Source organism: Leclercia sp. UBA1284 (assembly GCF_002308415.1).
Taxonomy (GTDB): domain Bacteria; phylum Pseudomonadota; class Gammaproteobacteria; order Enterobacterales; family Enterobacteriaceae; genus Enterobacter; species Enterobacter pneumoniae.
Window position 1 is genome coordinate 276632 of record NZ_DBUS01000007.1, and the last position, 20306, is coordinate 296937.

Genomic DNA, 20306 nt, shown 5'->3' on the forward strand with positions numbered 1-20306 from the left:
GAAATCCAGACAAACGGAGGACACCATGACCCAATCCCTGAACCGCGACACCCTTGCTCAGATTGCCCCCAGGCTGGCGGAGCTTAGCCAGCAGGTACTTTTTGATGACATCTGGCAACGCCCCCAGCTTCCCACGCGCGAGCGCAGCCTGATTACCCTGGCGGCGCTGGCTGCACTTGGACGAACAGCACAGCTTCCGTGGCATATCGCCTTTGCCCAACAAAATGGCGTGACGCGGGATGAGATAGCCGAAGCCTTTACCCATCTGGCCTTTTACGCCGGCTGGCCGGCAGCGGTCAGCGCGCTAAGCTGCCTGGCAGAGGAGAACACCTAATGCCATTTGTGCGCATCATGACGGGTACGAGCTACAACGAAACGCAAAAGCGGGACATCTCCACGCTGTTGCAGCGGGCATTAAACGAGACCTTTGCCGTTCCTGCGCAGGATCGCTTCCATTTTTTTGAAAGCTTTGCGCCAGGGGATCGCTACATCGACCCTGACTATCTCAGCGCAGGGCGAACGGAGAAGGCGCTATTGTTTAATATCGTGGCGGGAAAACCGCGAAGTGAGGCGCAAAAAGCCGCCTTTTATCGCCGGCTGGCCTCAGAGCTGAGCCAGCAGATGGGCATTGCAGAAGCCGACGTGATGGTCGTGATACAGTTTACGGCCGCTGAAGACTGGAGCTTCAGCGGCGGCATACTGTATCAACCCTGAATCACGTAGCGGGTGGGGGCGAAACAGTTCAGAACCCGGTGCACCAGAAAGACCAGCGTCAGGGTCACCACCAGCGCCACGGTCACCGAGACGATGCGGTAGAGGTCGCTGAAGACCAGATCGCTATCCGGGTGCATGTTCTGACCAAACATAATGCCGATGGTGGTGGTAATGGAGAAACCGACCCCCGCCCCCACCTTCTCCATCACGTGCAGCCGGGCGCCAAACGCCAGCCCAAGGGCAATCAGCGGCATCATCAACAGCATATGGCTGCTGTGATCGTACAGCACCAGCTGCACCACCAGAATGTACAGACACCCCATTACAACGCCCACCACGCGCCAGATGGAGCTCATCACCGCGCCGCGATAGTTCATCGGAAAGAGGATCAAGATACCCGCCATCAGCGCGGAGAGAGAGTCGCTAAGGTCACTGATCTGAAACACCACAAAAATCAGGGTCGCCACGGTGCCGGAAAGCAAAGACTCATGGCGCACGCGGGCGTCGTCTTTCTCGATCAGCGGTGGCGGCTTGCGTGGCTCAACGTCCGGCAGCAGGTAGTTCATCAGCGCGCTCAGGCACACCGCCATCACGCTGGCCTCGATGTTGGAAAAGAGCAGCGTATGCCAGTCCGTGGTGGGATAGCTCATAAAGTTGAGCATCACGCTCTGGCACACCACGCCCATTGAGCCAAACAGGAACAGCGGCCCCTTACTCATAAAGCGAAATCGCATCACATACAGCGCAAAGACGACCGCGGTCATGATCAGCGGCCATTGTGATAGATAGCCGATAATCAGGACCATTTCGATGCAGTTTAGCGAGGCGCTGAAGATAAATTGTTTCGCAACGTGGCGATTAAAGACCGGCACCAACGACAACAACATGATCGGGTAGACCACAAAAAAGACGCCATAGCTGGTGTTGTAAAAGCTCGACACGCTAAGGGCAATCACCCCCGCCAGCACGACGCGTAGCGTCTGACGAAAATCATTAGCGGTGTAAACGATGTTGCCGTGCGGGGTGAACACCCGCGCGAGGGTATTAATAGACATAGTGCAGCAAGCTTACCAGGTGAATCTGCACGCCAGAGAAGAAGCGCGCAAACGGCCCTTCGCTGTTATAAAGCTGCACGGTAGCACGCGCGCCGGTGGGCAGATGCTTTGGCAAGGCCTCGTCCAGCGCCACGTGAATACGCATACGTTGCGCGTCGCGAACCCAGCGGTTAGAGGTCTCCGGCGCGGAAAGCTCACCGTTAACTGCCTCCTGCCCCGCCAGAATACCGGCATCGCTGCTGGTTACGTGGGCGCGGAACACCTGCCCCGGAAAGGCATCGAACACCACTGCGGCATCGGTCCCTTGGTGGGTATGACGCAGGCTTTTCTCGCGAAAATCGGCCACGATATCGGTCTGGTTGTTGACCAGCGCCAGCGCCGCCGAGCCGGACGAGGCGTAATACCCCGGACTTAGCTGCAGGTTGCTGACGGTCCCGTCGTTTTCCGCGTAGACCTTCGTCCAGCCAAGGTTAAGCTCGGCCTCTTCCAGTGCGTTACGGTACTTTTGCAGCGTCACGTTGCGGGCCTCATCGCGTTCGCCGCGCTCAATGCGCAGCTGATGGAGGGTGGCTTCAAGATTGGCAACCGACTGCTCGCTGCTCTGCCAGGTGGTGCGCACTTTATCGAGATCCGACTGCGACACATTCTGCATGCTACTCAGCCGCTGATAACGATCGAAGGTCACCTTGTCGTTACGCGCAGTGAGCTGCGCCGTTTTCAGGCTGGCCTGGGCGGCGACAATTTGTGCATCCAGCTGCTGATTAGCAAGGCGGGCCTGCTCCAGCGCAATCTGCGCCGCTTCCACTTTATTGCGGAACGGCGTTGGGTCGAGTTCAAACAGCAGATCGCCTCTCTTCACCTGGCTGTTGTTGTGGACATGCACCGCCGCCACGTAGCCCGGGACGCGGGCAGAGACCGGCGTCACCACGCGCATCACGGTGGAGTCTGGCGTCAGCGGGATCCAGATATCCGCCACGATGAAATAGACAAACATCAGCAGGAAAGAGGCAATACTCACCCTTACCCAGCGGGCAAACTTTTGTTCAGGAGTCATTATTTTTCAGTCTTGTTATCTTCTTCGCGGATTGTCCGCAAATTGCAGGCGATTTGGTTCAGTGTGGCGCTGAAAATGTCGAGATGTTCTGGCGCAATGTTCTGTGACACGCGCGCCTGAAAGGTTTCGATCACCTGGCTGAGCGTGACCAGAACCGCTTTCCCCTCGGGTGTCAGCGTCAGTAGCCGGATGCGCTTGTCATAAGGCGATGTGACGCGCAGCAGATAACCCTGCTTCTCCAGCTGTGTGAGGGTGCGCATGAGCGGCGGCAGTTCAATGCCCTGGACCTCCGCCAGTTCGCTTACCGAGACGTTATCCCCCAGCTGTTTTAGCTGCATCATTACCGTCCAGCTTGACTGGGTTAACCCGGTCTCGAGAATGGCATCGTCAATCACTGCGCGCCATTGACGCACAATCATGGCCATGCGCATGCCCATAGGCCGACGGCAGAACAGATCTTCTTCACTCATGGGGGAACCTCGCTTCACACCGCGCCACGATAATGGTTATCAGGGTAAGTATCAAGAAACGAGGTTGATAAGCGCAGGAATTGCGAACCGGTGATAGCGATTCAGGGAGTTACGGCGTCATAAGCCGTTGCCGGTGGCGTGCAATCTGTGCCGCAATAAAGTCGTAGGTTTGTGCGGCCTCATCGGGGGAGGCAAAAATGCGCTCAGGTATCACTACGCATTGATTACTTCTCAAATGGATGAAAATAAAGCCCCCTTTTCTATAGCTCTCCTTGATATTTTCCCAGTAGGTTTTGCCGCTCGCCACCCGGGTAATATGTTCGATGAAATAGCGGTTTAGCTTAACCTTATGCTGGGTTTCGTCATCTTCCTGCTCCTGCGGCTCACGGCTGGCCATGATTTTGTTAATGAGCAGTTCATAAATTTTCAGTAACAGGCCCCCGGTGCAGAAAAGGCCGAGAAGCACCATGCTGCTGTGTCTCATCCTTTCCATAAATGCTGTGTCTGGTGAGCGAGTTATACTGAGCGTGATAAGCAGAAGAAGCGTCAATAGCGCGGCGGCAGCCAGCAGCAGTATCGCCGCCCGCTTAATAAGAAAAATGCGGTCATAGGGCAAAATCAGTTCGTCTTTATGCGCGTTAATGAGCTGACTGGCGCGGGTCCGTTCTAAAACGGACAGCGAAAAAGAAAATGCCATTCTGCTTTTAATCATCTCTCCCCCTCTGCGTAATAACGATTTCCTACTGGCCTTAACTGCGCAAAGCCGGGGAGGATGATAGCACGCTGAAATGCAGGGGCGCGGGATAAACAGACGGGCATCTATCCTGCCCCTGGCGGGGGAAGCCCTTACCCCAAAATTGATTTCGGCTCCATATAGGCGCGTATTCCCCAGGTTCCCATCTCACGCCCTACGCCGGAGTGTTTAAACCCGCCGAAGGGGGCTTTGGGTTCATGGGTAAGGGTATTAACCAGCACCCGCCCCGCCTCTATTTGCTGCGCCACCGACCCGGCGCGCGCGCCGCCCAGCACCATCGCACTCAGGCCATAGTGCGTATCGTTGGCTATGGCGATCGCTTCAGCCTCATCGCGATAAGGAATAATGCAGAGCACCGGCCCGAAGATCTCCTCCTGGGCAATCGTCATCTGGTTATGAACGTCGCTAAACAGCGTCGGACGCACAAACCAGCCCTTTTCTGTTCCTTCCGGGCGTCCTTCACCGCCCACCAGCACCCTTGCCCCCTCATCAATGCCTTTGCGGATATACCCCTGCACCCGCAGCCACTGCTTTTCGCTCACCATCGGGCCGATTTCGGTATCGGGATGGCGCGGATCGCCAGATTTTACCGCTGCGACCGCCTGCGCCAGCGCGCTTTCGATCTCCGCTTTACGCGACGCGGGCACCAGGATACGCGTACCCGCCACGCAGGCCTGGCCGCTGTTCATAAACCCGGCCTGCACCGCCAGGGGGATCGCCTGCGCCAGATCCGCATCCTCCAGGATCAACGTTGGCGATTTGCCCCCCAGTTCCAGCGTCACCCGTTTAAAGCTGTCGGCCGCATTACGCAGGATCGCTTTGCCGGTCTGCGTCGATCCGGTAAAGGAGATTTTTGCCACGTCCGGGTGGCGGCTTATCGTGTCACCCACCGTGTCGCCGCGTCCGGTGACGATATTAAATACCCCCGGCGGCAGGCCGGCCTCGTGCAGGGCTTCGGTGACAATCTGCGTTTGCCAGGCGCTCATCTCGCTCGGCTTGATCACCGCCGTACAGCCAGCGGCCAGCGCCGCCGCCAGCTTGCCGCAGATAAATCCGGCGTCGCTGTTCCAGGGGGTGATCAGTCCTGCCACGCCAAGCGGCATCAGCTGTACGGTGGCCGCCCCGGCGCGGGTGGTAAAATCAATCGCCTCCAGCGCCTCGATGGCCTGGGCGATGACCTCCGCCGGGTAGCGCGCCATCCAGGCCGAGCGGGCGGCAGGGGCGCCATACTCCTCGATCACCGCCTCCAGCAGCGCCTCCTGTCGGGCCGCCACGGCGGCGTACATCCGCTGCAGAGCCGCAATTCGCGTCGCTTTAGGGGTGTTTGCCCACGCCGGAAACGCCGCTTTTGCCGCCGCAATGGCGCGTTCGGCATCCTGACTGTCCGCAAGCCGTACCTGCCCGAACACCCGGGCGGTGGCCGGGTTCCAGAGATCAAACCGTTCGCTGCCGTGCGGGGTCACAAACTCGCCGTTAATGTAGATCTGTTCGATGTTGCGCATAAAAACCTCCTCAGACGGTGTAGAGCCAGTCTGGCACGACTACGTCGTTTCGATAATCCACGCTATGCTGCAAAGGTTATTTCGATTTTCAGGATAATGTATGCATCGTTCAGGACTGACAGAGCTGGAAGTGGTGATGGCGGTTGTCCGTCGCGGCAGTTTTCGCGCGGCGGCGCAGGAGCTGGGGATGTCCGCCACGGCGGTAAGCAATGCGGTGGCCGGGCTGGAGAGCCGCCTGCAGACCCGCCTCTTCAACCGCACGACCCGCAGCGTGGCGCTTACCGACGCCGGGCAGCGCTATGTGGCGCGCATTGGCCCGGCGTTACAGGAAATTCGCCAGGCCAGCGAGGAGATCCACAGCGATACCGGTGAACCCGCCGGTACGTTGCGCCTGAACGTGCCGAACAACGTGGGCGCGTTGTTTCTTGATGCCCTGCTGATTGACTATATGCAGCGCTACCCGAAAATGCGGGTCGAAACGGTGAGTGAAGCGCGAATGATCGACATCGTGGCCGAGGGTTACGATGCCGGCATCCGCCTGGCGGAGTCGGTTCCCCAGGACATGATCGCTATCCCCCTTACCGCCGATATTCGCCAGGTGGTGACCGCCACGCCGGACTATTTCGCCCGCCACGGCACCCCTGGGGTGCCGGACGATCTATTGCGGCATCAGGGGATTGGTATGCGCATGGCCCACGGCGGGATCTATCGCTGGGAGTTGGCGCGACGCGGAGAACAGCTCGCCCTCGCAGTGCCGGCACGCTTCGCCACCTCGGATCTGTTTGCCTCGATCCGGGCGGTAAAAGCAGGGCTGGGGGTGGGATTTTTACCGGAACTCTATATTCAGCAAGAGCTGAACCGCGGTGAGCTGATCACCGCCCTAAACGACTGGACGCAGCCTTTCGCCGGGCTGCGTCTCTACTATCCCGGTCATCGCCATATCCCGCCGGGATTGCGGGCGCTGGTGGCGATGATCCGCGAACGCGGGGTTACAGGTTAGCCTTTTTCAGACCATAGGCCTCATCCAGCGCGCCGGGCACCATGCGGGAGGTGATGCCTAAGCGGTTCCAGGCATTGATGGCCACGATGGCGAAATTCAGTTCGGAAATCTCCACGTCAGAGAAGTGCTCCGCCACGCTGCGGTACAGCGCGTCGCTCACCCCGTGGGCGCTGATTTGGGTCAGCGCTTCGGTAAAGGCCAGCGCCGCTTTTTCGCGGGCGTTGAACAGCGGAGACTCACGCCAGGCGGCAAGGTGATAAAGGCGCAGTTCACGTTCACCGGCGATTTTCGCCTCCTTCGAGTGCATATCCAGACAGAACGTACAGCCGTTCAGCTGTGAAACACGAATATCAATCAGATGCTTCAGGGCCGGGTCGAGCGAGGTTTTGGCCACCGCCATGCTCAGATCGGACAGGGCTTTACTGAGGGCAGGTGTGGCTGTGTGATGATTAACGCGAGTGCTCATTTTCTTTCCTCTTTTTGGGACGGCATAGTCATTGCGATGAGGCAAATGTACGCCGTTTATGACATAGTCAAAAGATACAAAAACCGTTAAAAGAGGTAGGACATGAAGCCGGGATATCAGCAGATTTATACCCGCTACCGGGACAATATTACGCGCGGTATCCTGAAACCTGGCGATAAAGTTCCGGCTATCCGCGTACTGGCGGCAGAGCTCAGGGTGGCGCGTAAAACCGTTGAAACCGCCTACGCCATTTTAAGCGGCGAAGGGTATCTGGTAAGCCAGGGGGCACGCGGTACGCGGGTGAATCCGGATCTGATCCTGCCCGCCAGCCCGTCCCCGTCGTCAGAGGCCGTAACCGGCACGCTGCCGGCCTCGCTTATTGCCCAGCGCGAACGGGCCGGTTTTTTACGCCCCGGCATCCCGTCGCTGGACAGTTTTCCCTATAAAAAGTGGTTGCTGCTGGCAGGACAAGCGACCCGCGCCATGCGCCAGGAAGAGATGCTGAATCCGCCGGTGATGGGCTGGTATCCACTGCGCCAGGCGATTGCCAGCTATCTGAATATCTCCCGGGGACTCTCCTGCAGCGCCGAACAGGTGCTGATCACCAGCGGCTACAGCGGCAGCCTGCGTCTGATCCTCGACACGCTTGCCAGCCGTAGCGATAAGGTGCTGTTTGAGGATCCGGGCTATTTTATGGGCCAACAGCTACTAAAGCGTATTGTGCCAAACCTGCATACCGTACCGGTGGATCGCGCGGGCATGGATACCGATTATCTGCTGCGCCATCATGCGGATGCCCGCTTTGCTATCGTCACCCCCTCGCATCAAAGCCCGCTGGCGGTCACGCTGTCGCTGCCGCGCAAGCAGCAGTTACTCGACTGGGCGACCCGAAACGATGCCTGGATCATCGAAGATGACTACGACGGCGAGTTTCACTATACCCGCAAGGTGCTGCCCTCACTGAAGAGCCTTGATCGACACGATCGGGTGATCTTTATGGGCACGTTCAGCAAAACGGTGATGCCTTCGCTGCGTCTCGGTTACGTGGTGATGCCCACCAGTACGGTACCCGCCTTTACCGACTGCGCGGATATTGTCGCCAGCGGTCAGCCGGTGCTGACGCAGAAGATCCTCACCGCGTTTATTAGTGACGGCCATTTCTTCCGCCATCTGAAAAAGATGCGCGCCCTGTATCAACAGCGGCGCGACTGGATGATCGCGGCGTTGCAGGAGGTGTATGGCGATCGCTTTTTCACCGAGCAAAACGACGGCGGGATGCACATCGTGGCGTTCCTCACCGCAGGCAATAACGACCGCGAGATCGCCCGCTGCTGGCAAGAGCAGCAGCTGCAGGTGAATGCGTTGTCGGAGTGGTATCGCGGCTCGGGCAAGCGCTACGGCCTGGTGATGGGCTATAACAACGTGCGCTCCTGGGACGAGGCGGTGGCGTTAATTTCGCGGCCCAGGGCGCAAACACTCGAACTTTTAAAATAGCAACCCCCTGATTTCGCACCATTTTAAGGGGATGTCAGGCCTGTACATCACGGCGAAGGACTTTATAATCAGCGCGCAAAATAAACATTATCAAGGATTAAAAATGAAACAACTTCTGGGATTTGACTACCTGCTCACACCGCGCGTACTGGTCTTCTTCTACTGGATCGTCATGCTGTTCATCCTGATCGGCGGGCTCTACTCCATGTTCACCGGCAGCCTGATTGCCGGCTTTTTCGGCATGCTCTTTAGCCTGATCGGCTGCCGCGTCACGTTTGAACTGATTATGGTCGCGTTCAAAAATAACGAATACCTGCGCCGCATTGCTGAAAATACCGGTAAACCTACCGCCGAGTAATGCTGTGACCCGCCGGATGAGATGTCACTTCATCCGGCCATCCTGCCCATAACGTCCCAAATCCGCCCGCGACAGACCAATATCCCGCAGATGTTCATCACTCAGCCGGTTCAGAATGCGCCGCGTCTGGTTAATGCGATACCAGCGGACGAGCAACTTTCCCATCCAGATGAACAGGTAGAACGGTCTTTTTGCCCGGTTTTCATAGAATTCCATATTGCGCTCCTCAGGTTGTCAGAGCCGTTATCATCACGGATTTCACGCCCGACAATACAGATTCAAAAATAACTTTTGTTTAACATACAGATCCGTTAAAACAGGATCTGAATGGCAATTTTTGCCCCGATCTGTACTGCTATTGAATTCTGTATGGTGATAACAAAGGATACAGCTATGACGCGCTATCAACATCTGGCCAACCTGCTGGCAGAACGCATTGAACAAGGGCTGTATCGCAGCGGCGAGCGCCTGCCCTCGGTGCGTGCCCTGAGCCAGGAGCATGGCGTCAGTATCAGCACCGTGCAGCAGGCCTACCAGATCCTCGAAAATCTGCAGTTGATTACCCCCCAGCCGCGCTCAGGCTATTTTGTTGCCCACCGTAAAGCGCAGCCCCCGGTTCCGGCCATGTCTCGCCCGGTGCAGCGCCCGGTAGAGGTGACCCACTGGGATGAGATACTGACCCTGATGGAGGGGCGCACCAAAACAGGTATCACGGCGTTTGGCGGCGGGCAGCCGGATCTGAGCCAGCCAACCCTCAAACCTCTGTGGAAAGAGCTGAGCCGGGTCGTTCAGCACAACGTCAACGAGATCCTCAGCTACGACGAGCTACCGGGGCGTCGGGAACTGCGCGAGCAGATCGCACGGCTGATGCTGGATGCCGGATCGGTCGTGACCGCCGACGATCTGATCATCACCAGCGGATGCCATAGCGCGCTCTCCCTGGCGCTGCTGACGATCTGCAAGCCTGGCGATATCGTGGCCCTTGAATCTCCCTCGTTCTACGGCACGATGCAGATGCTGCGGGGACTCGGTATCAAAGCCATCGAGATCCCCACCGATCCCGGGACCGGGATCAGCGTTGAAGCGCTGGAGCTGGCCCTGGAGCAGTGGCCGATCAAAGGGGTGATTGTGGTGCCCAACTGCAACAATCCGCTCGGCTTTATCATGCCGGAGGCCCGTAAACGCCAGCTGCTGGCGCTGGCCCAGCGCCACGATATTGTTATTTTTGAAGATGATATATACGGCGAGCTGGCGTACGAGTACCCGCGCCCCAGCTCGATTCACTCTCTCGACATCGATGGCCGGGTACTGCTGTGCAACTCCTTTACCAAAACCGTGGCCCCAGGCTTGCGCGTGGGCTGGATTGCCCCCGGTCGCTATTACGATCGGGTGATGCACATGAAATATGCCGCGAGCGGCACCAATGTCCCCTCAAGCCAGCTGGCGCTGGCCGCCTTTATCCGCGAGGGGTACTACCATCGCCACGTGCGCCGGATGCGCCAGATTTATCAACAAAACATCGAGACCTACACCTGCTGGGTGCGGCAATTTTTCCCGTGCGGGATCTGCGTCACCCGGCCAAAAGGGAGCTATATGCTGTGGGTAGAGCTGCCAGAACACGTGGATATGGTCTGCGTCGCCCGCGAGCTTAGCCGGTTTAATATCCAGATTGCGGCAGGGTCGCTCTTTTCGGCGTCGGGTAAGTACCGTAACTGCCTGCGCATCAATTGCGCCCTGCCGCCGAACGAGAAGCATCGCATGGCGGTCGAGCAGATGGGTGAGACGGTGAATATGGCGATGGAGGAGTAAGCCCCATCCCTGGGGCTCAGATCGGTGCGTCAGGCGGTTAAAACTTCCAGGAGACGCTGCCCACAATGCTTCGCTCGGCGCCAAAGTAGCAATATGAGAGTGAGTTACAGGACGCCACGTAGTCTTCATCCGTCAGGTTATTGACGTTTAGCTGCGCGCTAAAGCCTTTTAACCCCAGCTTCGAGAAGTCGTAACCTACCGCCATATCCACCAGCGTATACGAGGGTAAGGTATGGGTGTTCAGACGGTCGCTGGTGACGCCATTCACATAGCGCACGCCAGAGCCGAGGGTCAGGCCATCCAGCGGGCCGCTTTTCACGTCATAGCTCAGCCATGTGCTGGCCATATTGCGTGGGGCGTAGACCGCGCGTTTGCCCTCCTCTTCCGGGCTGCTTTTCTTGTAGCGAATATCGGTGTAGGTATAAGCCGCCTGCAGGCGCAGGTTGTCGGTGATCTGCCCTACCGCTTCCAGTTCCACCCCTTCAGATTCGATCTCGCCGATGGAGCGGTACGGATCGGTCGGCTCCTCTTTGGTGGCGATATTTTTCTGATTGATGCGGAATACCGAGGCGCTGAACTGGCTGTTCATCCCCTCCGGCTCCACCTTCACACCCGCTTCCCACTGCTTGCCCTTCATCGGATCCAGCACGTTGCCGTTCTCGTCGGCAAAGCTGGTTGGGGTAAAGGCGGTGGAATAGCTAATGTACGGCGCAACACCGTTATCAAACAGGTACAGCAACGCCGCGCGGCTGCTGAAGTTGTTCTTATCCAGGTTGCTGCGGGTGTTGTTCAGCTTATCGATATTCGACACGCTCACCTGGTCGTAACGGCCCCCCAGGGTCAGGCGCCAGCGATCGAGGGAAATCTGATCCTGCAGGTAGTAGCCAGTCTGACGCAGCTTATGCTTCTCCTGGCTATACATGGAGATGTCAATCGGGCCCGCGCCATACACCGGATTAAAGGCGTCGATCGGCGGGAAGCTGCCATAGTAGCCGGTGGTATTGTTGCTGCGATCCTGATAGTCGAGACCAATCAATACGCGGTGGTTCAGCGCCCAGGTATCGAAGCTGCCGTCAACCTGGTTATCCAGGGTGATGGCGTTCATCTTCTCATCGGAGCCGGAGTAGCCGCGGTTCAGCTCGGTATCGTTCAGCCAGCCTGAGGCATAGACCTGATTCAGCTTCACTTTGGTGTGCAGATAACGCAGCTTCTGGCGCACTGTCCAGCCGTTATCAAACAGATGCTCAACGTTGTAGCCCACCATGTTCTCGCGGCGGTCGTACTTGTCGTAGTCGTCTTCACCCTCGAAGAAGGTGTTTGAGATGCGCTGGCCGGCGTGCGGCACCACGGTTCCGTCATAAGGCAGGCCGGAGTGGCTGCCCCCTTCCGGGTCGCGGTGGAGATAGGCCATCAGATCCAGACGGGTGTTATCGGTGATCCGCCAGGTCACGGACGGCATCAGCGCGTAACGCTCCTCTTTCAGCGGATCGAACTGGGAGTCGGCGTAGCGGGTCATTCCGCTCAGGCGCGCCGCCACGCGGTCGTTGTCGTCCAGGGGACCGGTGACGTCGAACATCGCCCCGCGCTGGTTATTGTTCCCGGCGAAGAGTTTCACCTCCCCACCTGTATCGAAGGAGGGTTTGCGTGAAGTGAGGGCGACAATCCCGCCCGGCGATGAACGACCATACAGCACCGATGCCGGGCCGCGCACCACTTCGATATTTTCAAGGAACCAGGGGTCGACCACCAGCGAGCTGTGGGAGTTGGTATCGCCCATCATCTTCAGCCCGTCGAGATAGACGTTATCCAGACTGCCGTCGGAGAAACCACGCAGCACGATGTAGTCGAAGCGGTTAGAGGCGCCAATCTGGTTGCTGTACACCCCCGGCGTGTAGCTCACCGCCTGACGCACGCTGGTGGCTCCCTGCTCTTCAAACTGTTCGCGGGTGACAATGGATACCGCCTGCGGGGTTTCGATATCCGGGGTCTCCAGTTTGGTAGCGCCGCTCTGCATTTGCGAGGTGACCACCACGGTATCGTTTTTCGGCGTCTCCTGAGCAAGTAAAGGGAAAGCAACGCTGCCGGTAACGCATCCCACCAGCAGGGCTAAGCGCGATTTAGCGAACATGAAAATCTCCAAAGGCATTTCTAATTGTTAATAAGAATTATTACCTTTTTCATCTCGCAAACAGCTATGCGCGCTGCCAGGTTATGTATGCGCAATGACAAAACGCACTTAAAGCGTTTGCGATTGGGAGAAAAGCGGATTAACAGCCGCTGCGCACACTGCCGGGGCAGATGCCGTAACGACGGCGGAAAGCGGTGGCGAAATTGGTGGCGTGCTGATAGCCGGACATCCACGCCGCCTGCTGCACGCTATGCCCTTCCAGCAGATAGCGACGCGCCAGCGCCAGGCGGCAGTCGCGCAGGTAGTCGAACACCGTGCAGCCATAGGTCTGGCGGAATTTGCTACGCAGGCTGCTGGGGCTCATTGCCGCCTGGTTAGCCAGGGCTGCGAGGGTATATTCCTGTTCGGGCGCCTGTTCAATGCGTCGGCGGACTTGCTCCAGTCGGGCCTGCTCCCCGTGCGTTGGCGCCTGGCCCACCCTTCCCTGCTGTTCCCGCAGGTGCAGGCCATGGCCCAGCAGTTGATACATCACCCCCTCCAGCAGCAGATGACGAGACAGGGAACTGCGTTCACGCTGCTGAGCATGCTGGATACCGGTCAGGACGAACTCAGGCACCTGCCAGACGAAAGCCGGCACGCTCAGGCGCGCCCACTGTTCCAGCAGCGAAGCCAGCAGGCTCTCGCGCAGGGCTTCATGGGGATAGACACCAAAAGAGAGCGTTTTGAGCGTAATATCAGCGTCGTGGCGGGCCGTCATCACCTGCTGTTCACTGAGCGTGGCACTAAAGGCCATGCCGGGGCTCAGGCTAAAAATCTCATCGTTGAGACGCAGGGTCACGCACCCTTCCAGCACCACCAGGACATACAGCGGGCTGCTGTGGCGGGAGGTGGTTTCATAAGGTTGCAGTACGCGCACATCAGAGTGGGTAAGAGAGATACCGGACGGCAAGACCATCTCTTCCACGTTTCCATGCAGGACAGGGCTGGCGCTGGCGCTGACGTCGGTCAGAAGGGGGAAGTGGTAGTCAATGCCATAGCGCTCGCCAAAGACGTTAAAGTCGGCAACGGAAAATGTTTTTCCCCCTACCGGGCCTGGGCTCTTGAGCGTTGTTTTCGACATACCTGCGCCTGAAGGAAGATAATAAAGTAAAACAGTATCACTCCTTCAACGTAACGGCAATGCAGGCCGATTTTGACAGCTTATAAAATATATTAAGCCCCGGTAGTAAACCGGGGCTAAAATATCACACTGGCGTGCGAGGTATTAATTAAGCTTCTTGCCAGCCGGCAAAGACCGCTTTATGATCCTGGGTCAGGACGACTTTATTATCATCCACTTTCGCTACCCACTCCAGCGGAATGTAATGGTGTTTACCACCGGATTCCGGGTCGCTTTTTGCCAGTTTAATACGCTCGCCGTCGAGATGGTCCACTACGCCTACGTGGGTACCACAGCTGGCGACAACCTGTGCATGATCCTTGATTTCGCTCTTATTTACCATTCTGAATTCTCCTCATCATGTTTATGCGGGTTGTGTCACGCTAATAACTGTAGACCATAAAAACGGTATTAACAGCGCCATTAGCATCTCGAAACAATATTCCACCTCAGCAAGATAAGAATTCCCTGATAAATATTTTAGGCAGGTGATTATGTCGCATAATTAATTACTCGCACACGACATGGAGACATATATGGTAATTGAGCAGAATCGTACCGAAATATCCCTGGCGCTTGGCGAAGCGGTAATCGATGTCGTACAAAAAAACCAGGAGATCTCCCGGGCTAACCTGGCGCGAGCCATGCGGAGAAAAGCGGAGCAGGAGGACGATGACGATCGTCTCCTGAGTTACTGGAAGGCGTGTCATATCCTTGTGTAACCTGAGCGGCGGCGCAGCTTGCGCCGCCGGTGTCAAACGCCCGGTGGGGTTACTCGTCGAAGTACCAGTAACCCTGGTTAATCAACCCGGTCAGCTCGGCGATAAAGGCCGGGTTATGCAGCGCCTCTCCCAGCTCTTTTTTGCCGAACCCGGTATAGCGGCACAGGACATCAGCGGCTTTAGCATCGACGGTGTCCAGCTGTTCACTGTTAATAAAGAAACGGTCGGCGATATTCAGTACGCGCAGCCCGCTGAGACGGGTGAGGGTCTCGCCCCCCTGCAGCGCATCCAGCACCTCTTCCGGGGTGTAAGGCGGCTCTGCGGCGGCAATGTCCAGCTCATGGCGTGGCGTGGAGATAAAGCTGCCAAACCACTGGGTAAAATCATCCGGCCGGCTAATCATCTCGATCATCATCTGGCGCAGGCGTTCCAGTTCATAGGCTTCAACCCGGCCCGGGTGCTCGCGGCAGGTCAGATCTGGATCGCTATAGTGCTCCCCGCCCAGATCGTTCTCCAGGGCGTAATCGGCAAAGCTGCTGATCAGATCCCGACCGTTCGGCCCCCGGAAGCCTACCGAGTAGTTCAGCGCCGTTTCGTGAGTAAAACCGTCGTGCGGGAAGCCCGGCGGAATATAGAGGATATCGCCCGGGGCCAGATCTTCATCAATGATCGGCTCGAAAGGATCGACATGCAGCAGCGCCGGATGCGGACAGAACTGGCGCATCGGCAGTTTGTCGCCCACGCGCCAGCGGCGGCTGCCCATCCCCTGGATGATAAACACATCGTACTGATCGATATGCGGGCCCACGCCGCCGCCCGGCACCGAGAAGGAGATCATCAGGTCGTCCAGACGCCAGTCCGGCAACACGCGAAACGGTTGCACCAGCTCGGCGGCAGGCAGATGCCAGTGGTTAACCGCCTGCGCCAGCAGCGACCAGCCGGTTTCACCTAAGCCATCGAAGTGTTCAAAGGGGCCATTACTGGCGGTCCATTTTCCCTCTTTATGGCTCACCAGACGGCTGTCTACCTCCGGCTCCATGGCCAGCCCGGCCAGTTCATCCGGAGTAATCGGGTCGATAAAGTGGGGGAAAGCGTTCTTCAGAACGACGGGTTGTTTCTGCCAGTATTTTTCTAAAAATTCCGGCCAGTTCAGGTTGAGTTGGTAAGCCATGCGTCGCACCAGTGATAGACAAACGGGCCTGATTATAGGAAGAGGTGGCGGCTGGCTGCCTTGTCGTGGGTCAATGACGCACGAAACTCTGTGTCAGCCTTTTACATGACACATCCTGACAGCTTCACGCTTTATGGTTATCGCCCCCGTTTACCACGGCTTATATCGTTTAAAGATGCTTACGTTGTCAGGAGGTCTGAGATGAGTGATGTCACTGAAGTCGCCGTAACAGGTAGTGTGAAAACCACCATGCCAGTTTATGCCCGTCTGGGCACCCCCTCCGTCTATGCGCCGGTGGCCCTGGACCTCCCCGCAGGCAGCCGTATCGACGTATGCGCTGCGGTCGTGGGCGATGCGGTGGAAGGGAGCCCCCACTGGTACCGTATCGACGAGAATATCTTTGTCTGGGCGGGCGCCTGTACGCGGCTTGATCCCTGTCCGGATTTCCCGGAAAACACGAAAGTGAAGTGGATGGCGGTGGTGTTTGAGGTGCGCTAGCGCCTTATCATTCCGCTTTAGCCCCTTTGCTTAAAACGTCGTACACTTCCGCATCTACCCGCTGCGTACCCGGATGACTTATTGCTATGGATAACACAATGAAAACAACACTGATTGCCCCTGCCTTGCTCGCCTGCCTGGTCACCGCCGCGCCCGCCAGCGCGCTGGAAATCTGGCACTCAAACACCGTCTGGGCAAATCAGGGGATGTGCAGCGCCACCTTTATGCTGGATAGCGGCATGGAGGAGACAGGCCCGCTGGAGATAGGCGTCGAGCTGGTCAATGCAAAGGGGGTGGTCATCGCGTCCGATACGCTGAATGTGGATGCCTTCGGCGATGCCGAAGCCACCCGCTATCAGACGACCTTTCTGGAAGGTGAAGCCGTGTGTGAAGATGACCTCACCGTACGCTTCACCTCCCTGGCGCGGGTTTCTGGCCAGCAGAAACAACCGCTACCGCTGAGCGATCTGCAGATCCGCGATTTTAAGCCCTTCAGGCTTATCAATACGCAGGCGGATAAGCAGGGTTAATCCAGCTTCAGCTCATCAAAGTGGGTAATGATTTTACCCACGATGCCGTAATCGAGCGCTTCAGACGGCGACATCCAGAAGTTACGGTCGGTGTCCTTTTTCACCTTCTCCAGCGGCTGCCCGGTGGCATCGGCAATCAGCTTATTCACGCGCTCCAGCATGCGGATGATCTCCCGCGCTTCAATCTCGATATCCGTTGCCTGCCCACGTACTCCACCCAGCGGCTGGTGGATCATAAAGCGGGTATTGGGCAGGGTATAACGATGCTCTTTTTTAGCAGCGAGGAAGATGGTGATCCCCGCGCTGGCGACCCAGCCGGTGCCAATCACGTGCACTTCCGGGCGGATAAATTTAATGAAGTCGTGGATGGTATCTCCCGCCTCCACGTGGCCGCCCTGGCTGTTGATGTAGATCTTAATCGGATCGTTATTGATGCTTTGCAGCAGGATCAGCTGGCTCACCACTTTCTCGGCCAGCGCCTGGTTGATCTCCCCGGAGATCACGATCGAACGTGACGCCAACATCTTCTGCTGAATCAGCGCGCTGCTGCCGGTTTCGTTCTCTTTGGTCGTCTCATCATGATCTTTATTCTGTGCGTAATACATGGCTCTCTTCCTCGGCTTTTAGCGCTAAAAACTGAGTGTAGCCCGTTTCGTGTCGCATGGCATCAGGCGCTGACGATCCGCACCTCCTGCGCGGCAAACGCAGCGATGACGTCGCTATCCAGATCCGCCTCCACCACCAGCACGTCGATATCGCTGCATGTCGCCACCACAAAGCGCGCTACGCCCGGAATTTTATCGGTGGTGAGTGCCACCAGGGTCTGATTGCTCTGGGCGATCACCGCTTTTTTAAACGCACAATCCGCAAAATCGAAGCCGGTCAGCCCCATCTCCGGATCCATGGCGCAGCCGCCGATAAAAGCCTGATCGAAGATCATGCTCTGGATTTGGCGCGTGGCGGTACTGTCCACCGTTCCGCCAGAGGCGCGCTGGATCTGCCCGCCGGTGATAATCACCTCGCACAGGGGGTGGCGCAGCAGTTCGGCAGCAATGGCCGGGGAGTTGGTCACCACGGTCAGGGCCAGATCGGCCGGAAGGGCTCTGGCCAGCGCCAGATTGGTGGTACCCGTATCCATAAAGAGGCAGCTTCCCGCCTTCACCAGGGTTGCTGCTTTCTGCGCGATCTGCTCTTTTTTGGCATGATTCTGCTGCTCGCGGCTGATAAACGTGCCCGCGTCGGCCAGCTGTAATACCGCGCCGCCGTAAACCTTTTTACAGATCCCCTCTTTGCTAAGTTCGTGTAAATCCCGGCGAATCGTGTGCTCAGAGACCTTCATTTGCTTCGCCAGCTCGGCGCATACCACCCTGCCCTGTTGTTGCAGGATCTGGCGGATCCGATCTTGTCGTTGTTCCGGAAAAGCTGCATAATCGAGCATAAATAGCCTTGTTAATTTTTTAAATCAAGCAATAGTGAGCATGATGTTGCATAGAGGCTCACCCTGTCAATCACTGGAGCGTCACCATGAAGCGCGATGATGATTACCGTCAACAAGTGCCCGCCACCAGGCCGCACGATGGCTTCTTTTTTGAGCCTGCCGCCCCCGGTGCCCGCGCCGAACAGCGTGTAGGGAGCGACGCGTCCGGCTCCCCTTTTTTACGTAGCGCCAGCCCGGCCCTCCCCCGACCCAATAAGGATGTTAAATGAGTTTGCAGACCACAGGCCCGGTTCACCGCCTCGCCACCCGGATCGTCTTTTTTATTGCCGGCTACGTCACCGCCACCTGGGCGGTGCTGGTGCCCTATGCCAAAGCCAATACCGGCGTTAACGAAGCCACCCTGGGTTCCCTGCTGCTCTGCCTGGGGATGGGGGCGCTGGTGGCGATGCCGCTTACCGGGATGCTCACCAGCCGTTACGGCTGCCGCAAGGTGATCGTGACCGCGCTGGCTATGGTGATTCTGACCACGCCGCTGCTGGCGATGATCGCCAGTCCGCCGCTGCTGGCCGCCGCGCTGCTGCTGTTTGGCGTGGGGGTGGGGGTAACCGACTGCGCGATGAACATTCAGGCCATTATCGTTGAGCGCGACGCGCCTGGCCCGGTGATGTCGGGCTTTCACGGGATGTACAGCGTGGGCGGTATCGCCGGCGCCGGTGCGATGACTCTGCTGCTGACGCTCGGGGCCAGCGCGCCGCTCGCCTGCCTGATCATTATTCTGAGCGTGGCGATCATGCTCGCCGCCAGCCTGAAAGGGTTATTACCCTGGGCTAACCCGGCCTCTGGCCCGGCCTTTGCGATACCGCGTGGCGTGGTGTTACTGATTGGCGCCGTCTGCTTCGCGGTCTTTCTCGCCGAGGGGACGGTGCTCGACTGGAGCGCGGTCTACCTGACTGAAGTGCGTCGCGTACCGGAGTCGCTGGGTGGGCTGGGCTTTACCTGCTTCGCGGTGGCGATGACCCTGCTGCGTTTAACCGGGGATAAGCTCATTGCCCGCATTGGCGCACCGCGTGCGGTGGTGGGCGGCGCCCTCGTCGCGGCCCTCGGCTTCGCGATAGTGACTCTCGTGCCGGTGTGGCAGCTGGCGCTGCTGGGCTACGTGCTGATTGGCGCGGGCTGCGCCAATATTGTGCCGGTGATGTTCTCGGCCGTAGGCCGCCAGAACCGGATGCCGCAGTCGGTGGCGGTGCCAGCCATTACCACCCTGGGTTATCTCGGCGTCCTGGCCGGGCCGGCGGTGATTGGCTATGTTGCCCACGCCACCTCGTTAACTCAGGCCTTTATGATCATTATGGCCCTGATGCTGGTCGTGGCAGGGCTTTCCCTGACGGTCACCTCAGGTCAACACGCGCAACGTGAGGGATAAGATGAAAATTGCACATGTCGCACTCTGGACCCGCAACCTGGAGGCTCAGGTCGCCTTCTGGCAGCAGGTATTTAACGGGCGCAGCAACGACCGCTATCTCAGTAAAAACCGGCCGGGATTTGCCTCGCACTTTATCACTCTGGCCGACGGCCCCACCGTTGAGCTGATGACGGTGCCGGATCTGCCGGAGGCTCCGCCGCATGCGGAGTTTATCGGCTGGGCGCATATTGCCCTGAACGTGGGCAGCAAAGCCGATGTGGATCGGATGGCGGCGCAGGCGCGTCTTAACGGGACCCTGCTCAGCCCTCCGCGAATGACCGGCGACGGATTTTATGAAGCGGTTATCGCCGACCCGGACGGCAACAGAATTGAGCTGGTGGGGGAGTAATTCCCCCTTTTTTACACGCCAAAATTATCTCTTCCCCGACATTCATACGGTTATCATATTGTTAAATGATAATGATAATTAATGTGTTAAAATTAATGCGTTCATAAAACTGCCGCCTGACCAGCATCGATAAAGGCGCGGTTTTCACGCTGTACGAAATCCTCTCATCTTTA

At 57.8% G+C, this 20306-nt stretch carries 25 protein-coding genes; 12 read left to right on the forward strand and 13 right to left on the reverse strand.

Translation table 11 applies throughout. The annotated features are described in order from the left end of the window. The first annotated feature begins 25 nt into the window (after positions 1-25). Complete coding sequence (locus B3511_RS16035) at positions 26-334, forward strand: carboxymuconolactone decarboxylase family protein (protein WP_286783776.1); 309 nt, start codon at positions 26-28, stop codon at positions 332-334. Further along, complete coding sequence (locus B3511_RS16040; protein ID WP_233801852.1) at positions 334-714, forward strand: tautomerase family protein; 381 nt, start codon at positions 334-336, stop codon at positions 712-714. Before B3511_RS16035 ends, B3511_RS16040 begins: the two co-directional genes overlap by 1 nt. Here the strand turns inward: B3511_RS16040 and B3511_RS16045 are convergent. The 5 genes from B3511_RS16045 to B3511_RS16065 form a co-directional block, all read right to left on the reverse strand. Then, positions 705-1769 carry a DUF2955 domain-containing protein gene (locus B3511_RS16045; RefSeq protein ID WP_286783777.1) on the reverse strand — a complete coding sequence of 355 codons (1065 nt, stop codon included), beginning with the start codon at positions 1767-1769 and terminating at the stop codon, positions 705-707. The genes B3511_RS16040 and B3511_RS16045 overlap by 10 nt on opposite strands. After that, positions 1759-2826: an HlyD family secretion protein gene (locus B3511_RS16050; RefSeq protein WP_233802039.1), complete on the reverse strand. Its 1068-nt coding sequence runs from the start codon at positions 2824-2826 to the stop codon at positions 1759-1761. The genes B3511_RS16045 and B3511_RS16050 overlap by 11 nt, the downstream gene beginning before the upstream one ends. Further along, positions 2823-3293, reverse strand: a complete 471-nt coding sequence (locus B3511_RS16055; protein ID WP_040077330.1) for a MarR family winged helix-turn-helix transcriptional regulator — start codon at positions 3291-3293, stop codon at positions 2823-2825. Before B3511_RS16055 ends, B3511_RS16050 begins: the two co-directional genes overlap by 4 nt. Before the next feature lie 109 nt (positions 3294-3402). Then, positions 3403-4005, reverse strand: a complete 603-nt coding sequence (locus tag B3511_RS16060) for a YcxB family protein (RefSeq protein ID WP_233801848.1) — start codon at positions 4003-4005, stop codon at positions 3403-3405. 134 nt (positions 4006-4139) lie between these two features. Then, positions 4140-5549, reverse strand: coding sequence for an aldehyde dehydrogenase family protein (locus tag B3511_RS16065; protein WP_286783778.1), 1410 nt, complete (start codon positions 5547-5549; stop codon positions 4140-4142). A gap of 100 nt (positions 5550-5649) precedes the next feature. On the opposite strand from B3511_RS16065, the gene B3511_RS16070 reads away from it, so the two are divergent. Continuing rightward, a complete protein-coding gene (locus B3511_RS16070) occupies positions 5650-6549 on the forward strand; it encodes a LysR family transcriptional regulator (protein ID WP_286783779.1) in 900 nt (299 codons plus the stop codon). Here the strand turns inward: B3511_RS16070 and B3511_RS16075 are convergent. Next, the gene (locus tag B3511_RS16075; RefSeq protein WP_040077335.1) at positions 6539-7015 is read right to left on the reverse strand and encodes a carboxymuconolactone decarboxylase family protein; all 477 of its coding nucleotides are present in this window, start codon (positions 7013-7015) and stop codon (positions 6539-6541) included. The genes B3511_RS16070 and B3511_RS16075 overlap by 11 nt on opposite strands. Before the next feature lie 102 nt (positions 7016-7117). Here B3511_RS16075 and B3511_RS16080 point away from each other — a divergent pair, with 102 nt between their 5' ends. Together B3511_RS16080 and B3511_RS16085 are read left to right on the forward strand one after the other, a co-directional pair. Next, positions 7118-8509, forward strand: a complete 1392-nt coding sequence (locus tag B3511_RS16080) for a PLP-dependent aminotransferase family protein (protein WP_286783780.1) — start codon at positions 7118-7120, stop codon at positions 8507-8509. 103 nt (positions 8510-8612) lie between these two features. After that, positions 8613-8867, forward strand: a complete 255-nt coding sequence (locus B3511_RS16085; protein ID WP_040078604.1) for a DUF4282 domain-containing protein — start codon at positions 8613-8615, stop codon at positions 8865-8867. A gap of 24 nt (positions 8868-8891) precedes the next feature. Here the strand turns inward: B3511_RS16085 and B3511_RS16090 are convergent, their stop codons facing one another. Beyond that, positions 8892-9083, reverse strand: coding sequence for a DUF1127 domain-containing protein (locus B3511_RS16090; RefSeq protein ID WP_040077337.1), 192 nt, complete (start codon positions 9081-9083; stop codon positions 8892-8894). 177 nt (positions 9084-9260) lie between these two features. Between B3511_RS16090 and B3511_RS16095 the strand changes: the two genes are divergently transcribed. Next, a complete protein-coding gene (locus tag B3511_RS16095; RefSeq protein ID WP_286783781.1) occupies positions 9261-10676 on the forward strand; it encodes a PLP-dependent aminotransferase family protein in 1416 nt (471 codons plus the stop codon). A gap of 37 nt (positions 10677-10713) precedes the next feature. Here the strand turns inward: B3511_RS16095 and foxA are convergent, their stop codons facing one another. The 3 genes from foxA to B3511_RS16110 form a co-directional block, all read right to left on the reverse strand. Then, positions 10714-12822 (reverse strand): ferrioxamine B receptor FoxA, encoded by a 2109-nt coding sequence (gene foxA / locus B3511_RS16100; protein WP_286783782.1) that lies wholly within the window; start codon positions 12820-12822, stop codon positions 10714-10716. 121 nt (positions 12823-12943) lie between these two features. Next, positions 12944-13924: a helix-turn-helix domain-containing protein gene (locus tag B3511_RS16105; protein ID WP_286783783.1), complete on the reverse strand. Its 981-nt coding sequence runs from the start codon at positions 13922-13924 to the stop codon at positions 12944-12946. Between the two features lie 148 nt (positions 13925-14072). Then, on the reverse strand, positions 14073-14306 hold the full coding sequence (locus tag B3511_RS16110; RefSeq protein ID WP_040077340.1) for a DUF2171 domain-containing protein: 234 nt from the start codon (positions 14304-14306) through the stop codon (positions 14073-14075). 193 nt (positions 14307-14499) lie between these two features. On the opposite strand from B3511_RS16110, the gene B3511_RS16115 reads away from it, so the two are divergent. Continuing rightward, a complete protein-coding gene (locus tag B3511_RS16115) occupies positions 14500-14685 on the forward strand; it encodes a DUF2767 domain-containing protein (protein WP_286783784.1) in 186 nt (61 codons plus the stop codon). A gap of 49 nt (positions 14686-14734) precedes the next feature. On the opposite strand, the gene B3511_RS16120 is transcribed toward B3511_RS16115, so the two are convergent. After that, the gene (locus tag B3511_RS16120; protein WP_286783785.1) at positions 14735-15856 is read right to left on the reverse strand and encodes a cupin domain-containing protein; all 1122 of its coding nucleotides are present in this window, start codon (positions 15854-15856) and stop codon (positions 14735-14737) included. 201 nt (positions 15857-16057) lie between these two features. Between B3511_RS16120 and B3511_RS16125 the strand changes: the two genes are divergently transcribed. Then, positions 16058-16354 (forward strand): SH3 domain-containing protein, encoded by a 297-nt coding sequence (locus B3511_RS16125; RefSeq protein WP_286783786.1) that lies wholly within the window; start codon positions 16058-16060, stop codon positions 16352-16354. Positions 16355-16452: 98 nt separating this feature from the next. Further along, a complete protein-coding gene (locus B3511_RS16130; protein ID WP_233801828.1) occupies positions 16453-16884 on the forward strand; it encodes an IrmA family protein in 432 nt (143 codons plus the stop codon). On the opposite strand, the gene B3511_RS16135 is transcribed toward B3511_RS16130, so the two are convergent. Both B3511_RS16135 and B3511_RS16140 read right to left on the reverse strand, forming a co-directional pair. Further along, positions 16881-17489 (reverse strand): ATP-dependent Clp protease proteolytic subunit, encoded by a 609-nt coding sequence (locus B3511_RS16135; RefSeq protein WP_040077345.1) that lies wholly within the window; start codon positions 17487-17489, stop codon positions 16881-16883. The genes B3511_RS16130 and B3511_RS16135 overlap by 4 nt on opposite strands. A 62-nt stretch (positions 17490-17551) precedes the next feature. Beyond that, a complete protein-coding gene (locus tag B3511_RS16140) occupies positions 17552-18322 on the reverse strand; it encodes a DeoR/GlpR family DNA-binding transcription regulator (protein ID WP_286783787.1) in 771 nt (256 codons plus the stop codon). An 86-nt stretch (positions 18323-18408) separates the two neighbouring features. Between B3511_RS16140 and B3511_RS16145 the strand changes: the two genes are divergently transcribed. The 3 genes from B3511_RS16145 to B3511_RS16155 are packed head-to-tail and all read left to right on the forward strand — an operon-like array spanning position 18409 to position 20133. Then, entirely contained in the window at positions 18409-18591 is a 183-nt protein-coding gene (locus tag B3511_RS16145; protein ID WP_286783788.1) for a hypothetical protein, read from the forward strand. After that, positions 18588-19745: an MFS transporter gene (locus B3511_RS16150; RefSeq protein WP_286783789.1), complete on the forward strand. Its 1158-nt coding sequence runs from the start codon at positions 18588-18590 to the stop codon at positions 19743-19745. Before B3511_RS16145 ends, B3511_RS16150 begins: the two co-directional genes overlap by 4 nt. A 1-nt stretch (position 19746) precedes the next feature. Beyond that, positions 19747-20133 (forward strand): VOC family protein, encoded by a 387-nt coding sequence (locus B3511_RS16155; RefSeq protein WP_286783790.1) that lies wholly within the window; start codon positions 19747-19749, stop codon positions 20131-20133. Positions 20134-20306: the final 173 nt, after the last annotated feature.

Excerpts from the sequence above, each read along its gene's own strand:
- B3511_RS16115 (WP_286783784.1), top strand. The coding sequence starts at position 14,500 with ATGGTAATTGAGCAGAATCGTACCGAAATATCCCTGGCGCTTGGCGAA.
- B3511_RS16105 (WP_286783783.1), bottom strand. The coding sequence starts at position 13,924 with ATGTCGAAAACAACGCTCAAGAGCCCAGGCCCGGTAGGGGGAAAAACA.
- B3511_RS16040 (WP_233801852.1), top strand. The coding sequence starts at position 334 with ATGCCATTTGTGCGCATCATGACGGGTACGAGCTACAACGAAACGCAA.
- B3511_RS16130 (WP_233801828.1), top strand. The coding sequence starts at position 16,453 with ATGAAAACAACACTGATTGCCCCTGCCTTGCTCGCCTGCCTGGTCACC.
- B3511_RS16035 (WP_286783776.1), top strand. The coding sequence starts at position 26 with ATGACCCAATCCCTGAACCGCGACACCCTTGCTCAGATTGCCCCCAGG.
- B3511_RS16065 (WP_286783778.1), bottom strand. The coding sequence starts at position 5,549 with ATGCGCAACATCGAACAGATCTACATTAACGGCGAGTTTGTGACCCCG.
- B3511_RS16125 (WP_286783786.1), top strand. The coding sequence starts at position 16,058 with ATGAGTGATGTCACTGAAGTCGCCGTAACAGGTAGTGTGAAAACCACC.
- B3511_RS16140 (WP_286783787.1), bottom strand. The coding sequence starts at position 18,322 with ATGCTCGATTATGCAGCTTTTCCGGAACAACGACAAGATCGGATCCGC.
- B3511_RS16110 (WP_040077340.1), bottom strand. The coding sequence starts at position 14,306 with ATGGTAAATAAGAGCGAAATCAAGGATCATGCACAGGTTGTCGCCAGC.
- B3511_RS16080 (WP_286783780.1), top strand. The coding sequence starts at position 7,118 with ATGAAGCCGGGATATCAGCAGATTTATACCCGCTACCGGGACAATATT.
- B3511_RS16095 (WP_286783781.1), top strand. The coding sequence starts at position 9,261 with ATGACGCGCTATCAACATCTGGCCAACCTGCTGGCAGAACGCATTGAA.
- B3511_RS16150 (WP_286783789.1), top strand. The coding sequence starts at position 18,588 with ATGAGTTTGCAGACCACAGGCCCGGTTCACCGCCTCGCCACCCGGATC.
- B3511_RS16135 (WP_040077345.1), bottom strand. The coding sequence starts at position 17,489 with ATGTATTACGCACAGAATAAAGATCATGATGAGACGACCAAAGAGAAC.
- B3511_RS16120 (WP_286783785.1), bottom strand. The coding sequence starts at position 15,856 with ATGGCTTACCAACTCAACCTGAACTGGCCGGAATTTTTAGAAAAATAC.
- B3511_RS16055 (WP_040077330.1), bottom strand. The coding sequence starts at position 3,293 with ATGAGTGAAGAAGATCTGTTCTGCCGTCGGCCTATGGGCATGCGCATG.
- B3511_RS16045 (WP_286783777.1), bottom strand. The coding sequence starts at position 1,769 with ATGTCTATTAATACCCTCGCGCGGGTGTTCACCCCGCACGGCAACATC.
- B3511_RS16060 (WP_233801848.1), bottom strand. The coding sequence starts at position 4,005 with ATGATTAAAAGCAGAATGGCATTTTCTTTTTCGCTGTCCGTTTTAGAA.
- B3511_RS16075 (WP_040077335.1), bottom strand. The coding sequence starts at position 7,015 with ATGAGCACTCGCGTTAATCATCACACAGCCACACCTGCCCTCAGTAAA.
- B3511_RS16155 (WP_286783790.1), top strand. The coding sequence starts at position 19,747 with ATGAAAATTGCACATGTCGCACTCTGGACCCGCAACCTGGAGGCTCAG.
- foxA (WP_286783782.1), bottom strand. The coding sequence starts at position 12,822 with ATGCCTTTGGAGATTTTCATGTTCGCTAAATCGCGCTTAGCCCTGCTG.
- B3511_RS16070 (WP_286783779.1), top strand. The coding sequence starts at position 5,650 with ATGCATCGTTCAGGACTGACAGAGCTGGAAGTGGTGATGGCGGTTGTC.
- B3511_RS16090 (WP_040077337.1), bottom strand. The coding sequence starts at position 9,083 with ATGGAATTCTATGAAAACCGGGCAAAAAGACCGTTCTACCTGTTCATC.
- B3511_RS16145 (WP_286783788.1), top strand. The coding sequence starts at position 18,409 with ATGAAGCGCGATGATGATTACCGTCAACAAGTGCCCGCCACCAGGCCG.
- B3511_RS16085 (WP_040078604.1), top strand. The coding sequence starts at position 8,613 with ATGAAACAACTTCTGGGATTTGACTACCTGCTCACACCGCGCGTACTG.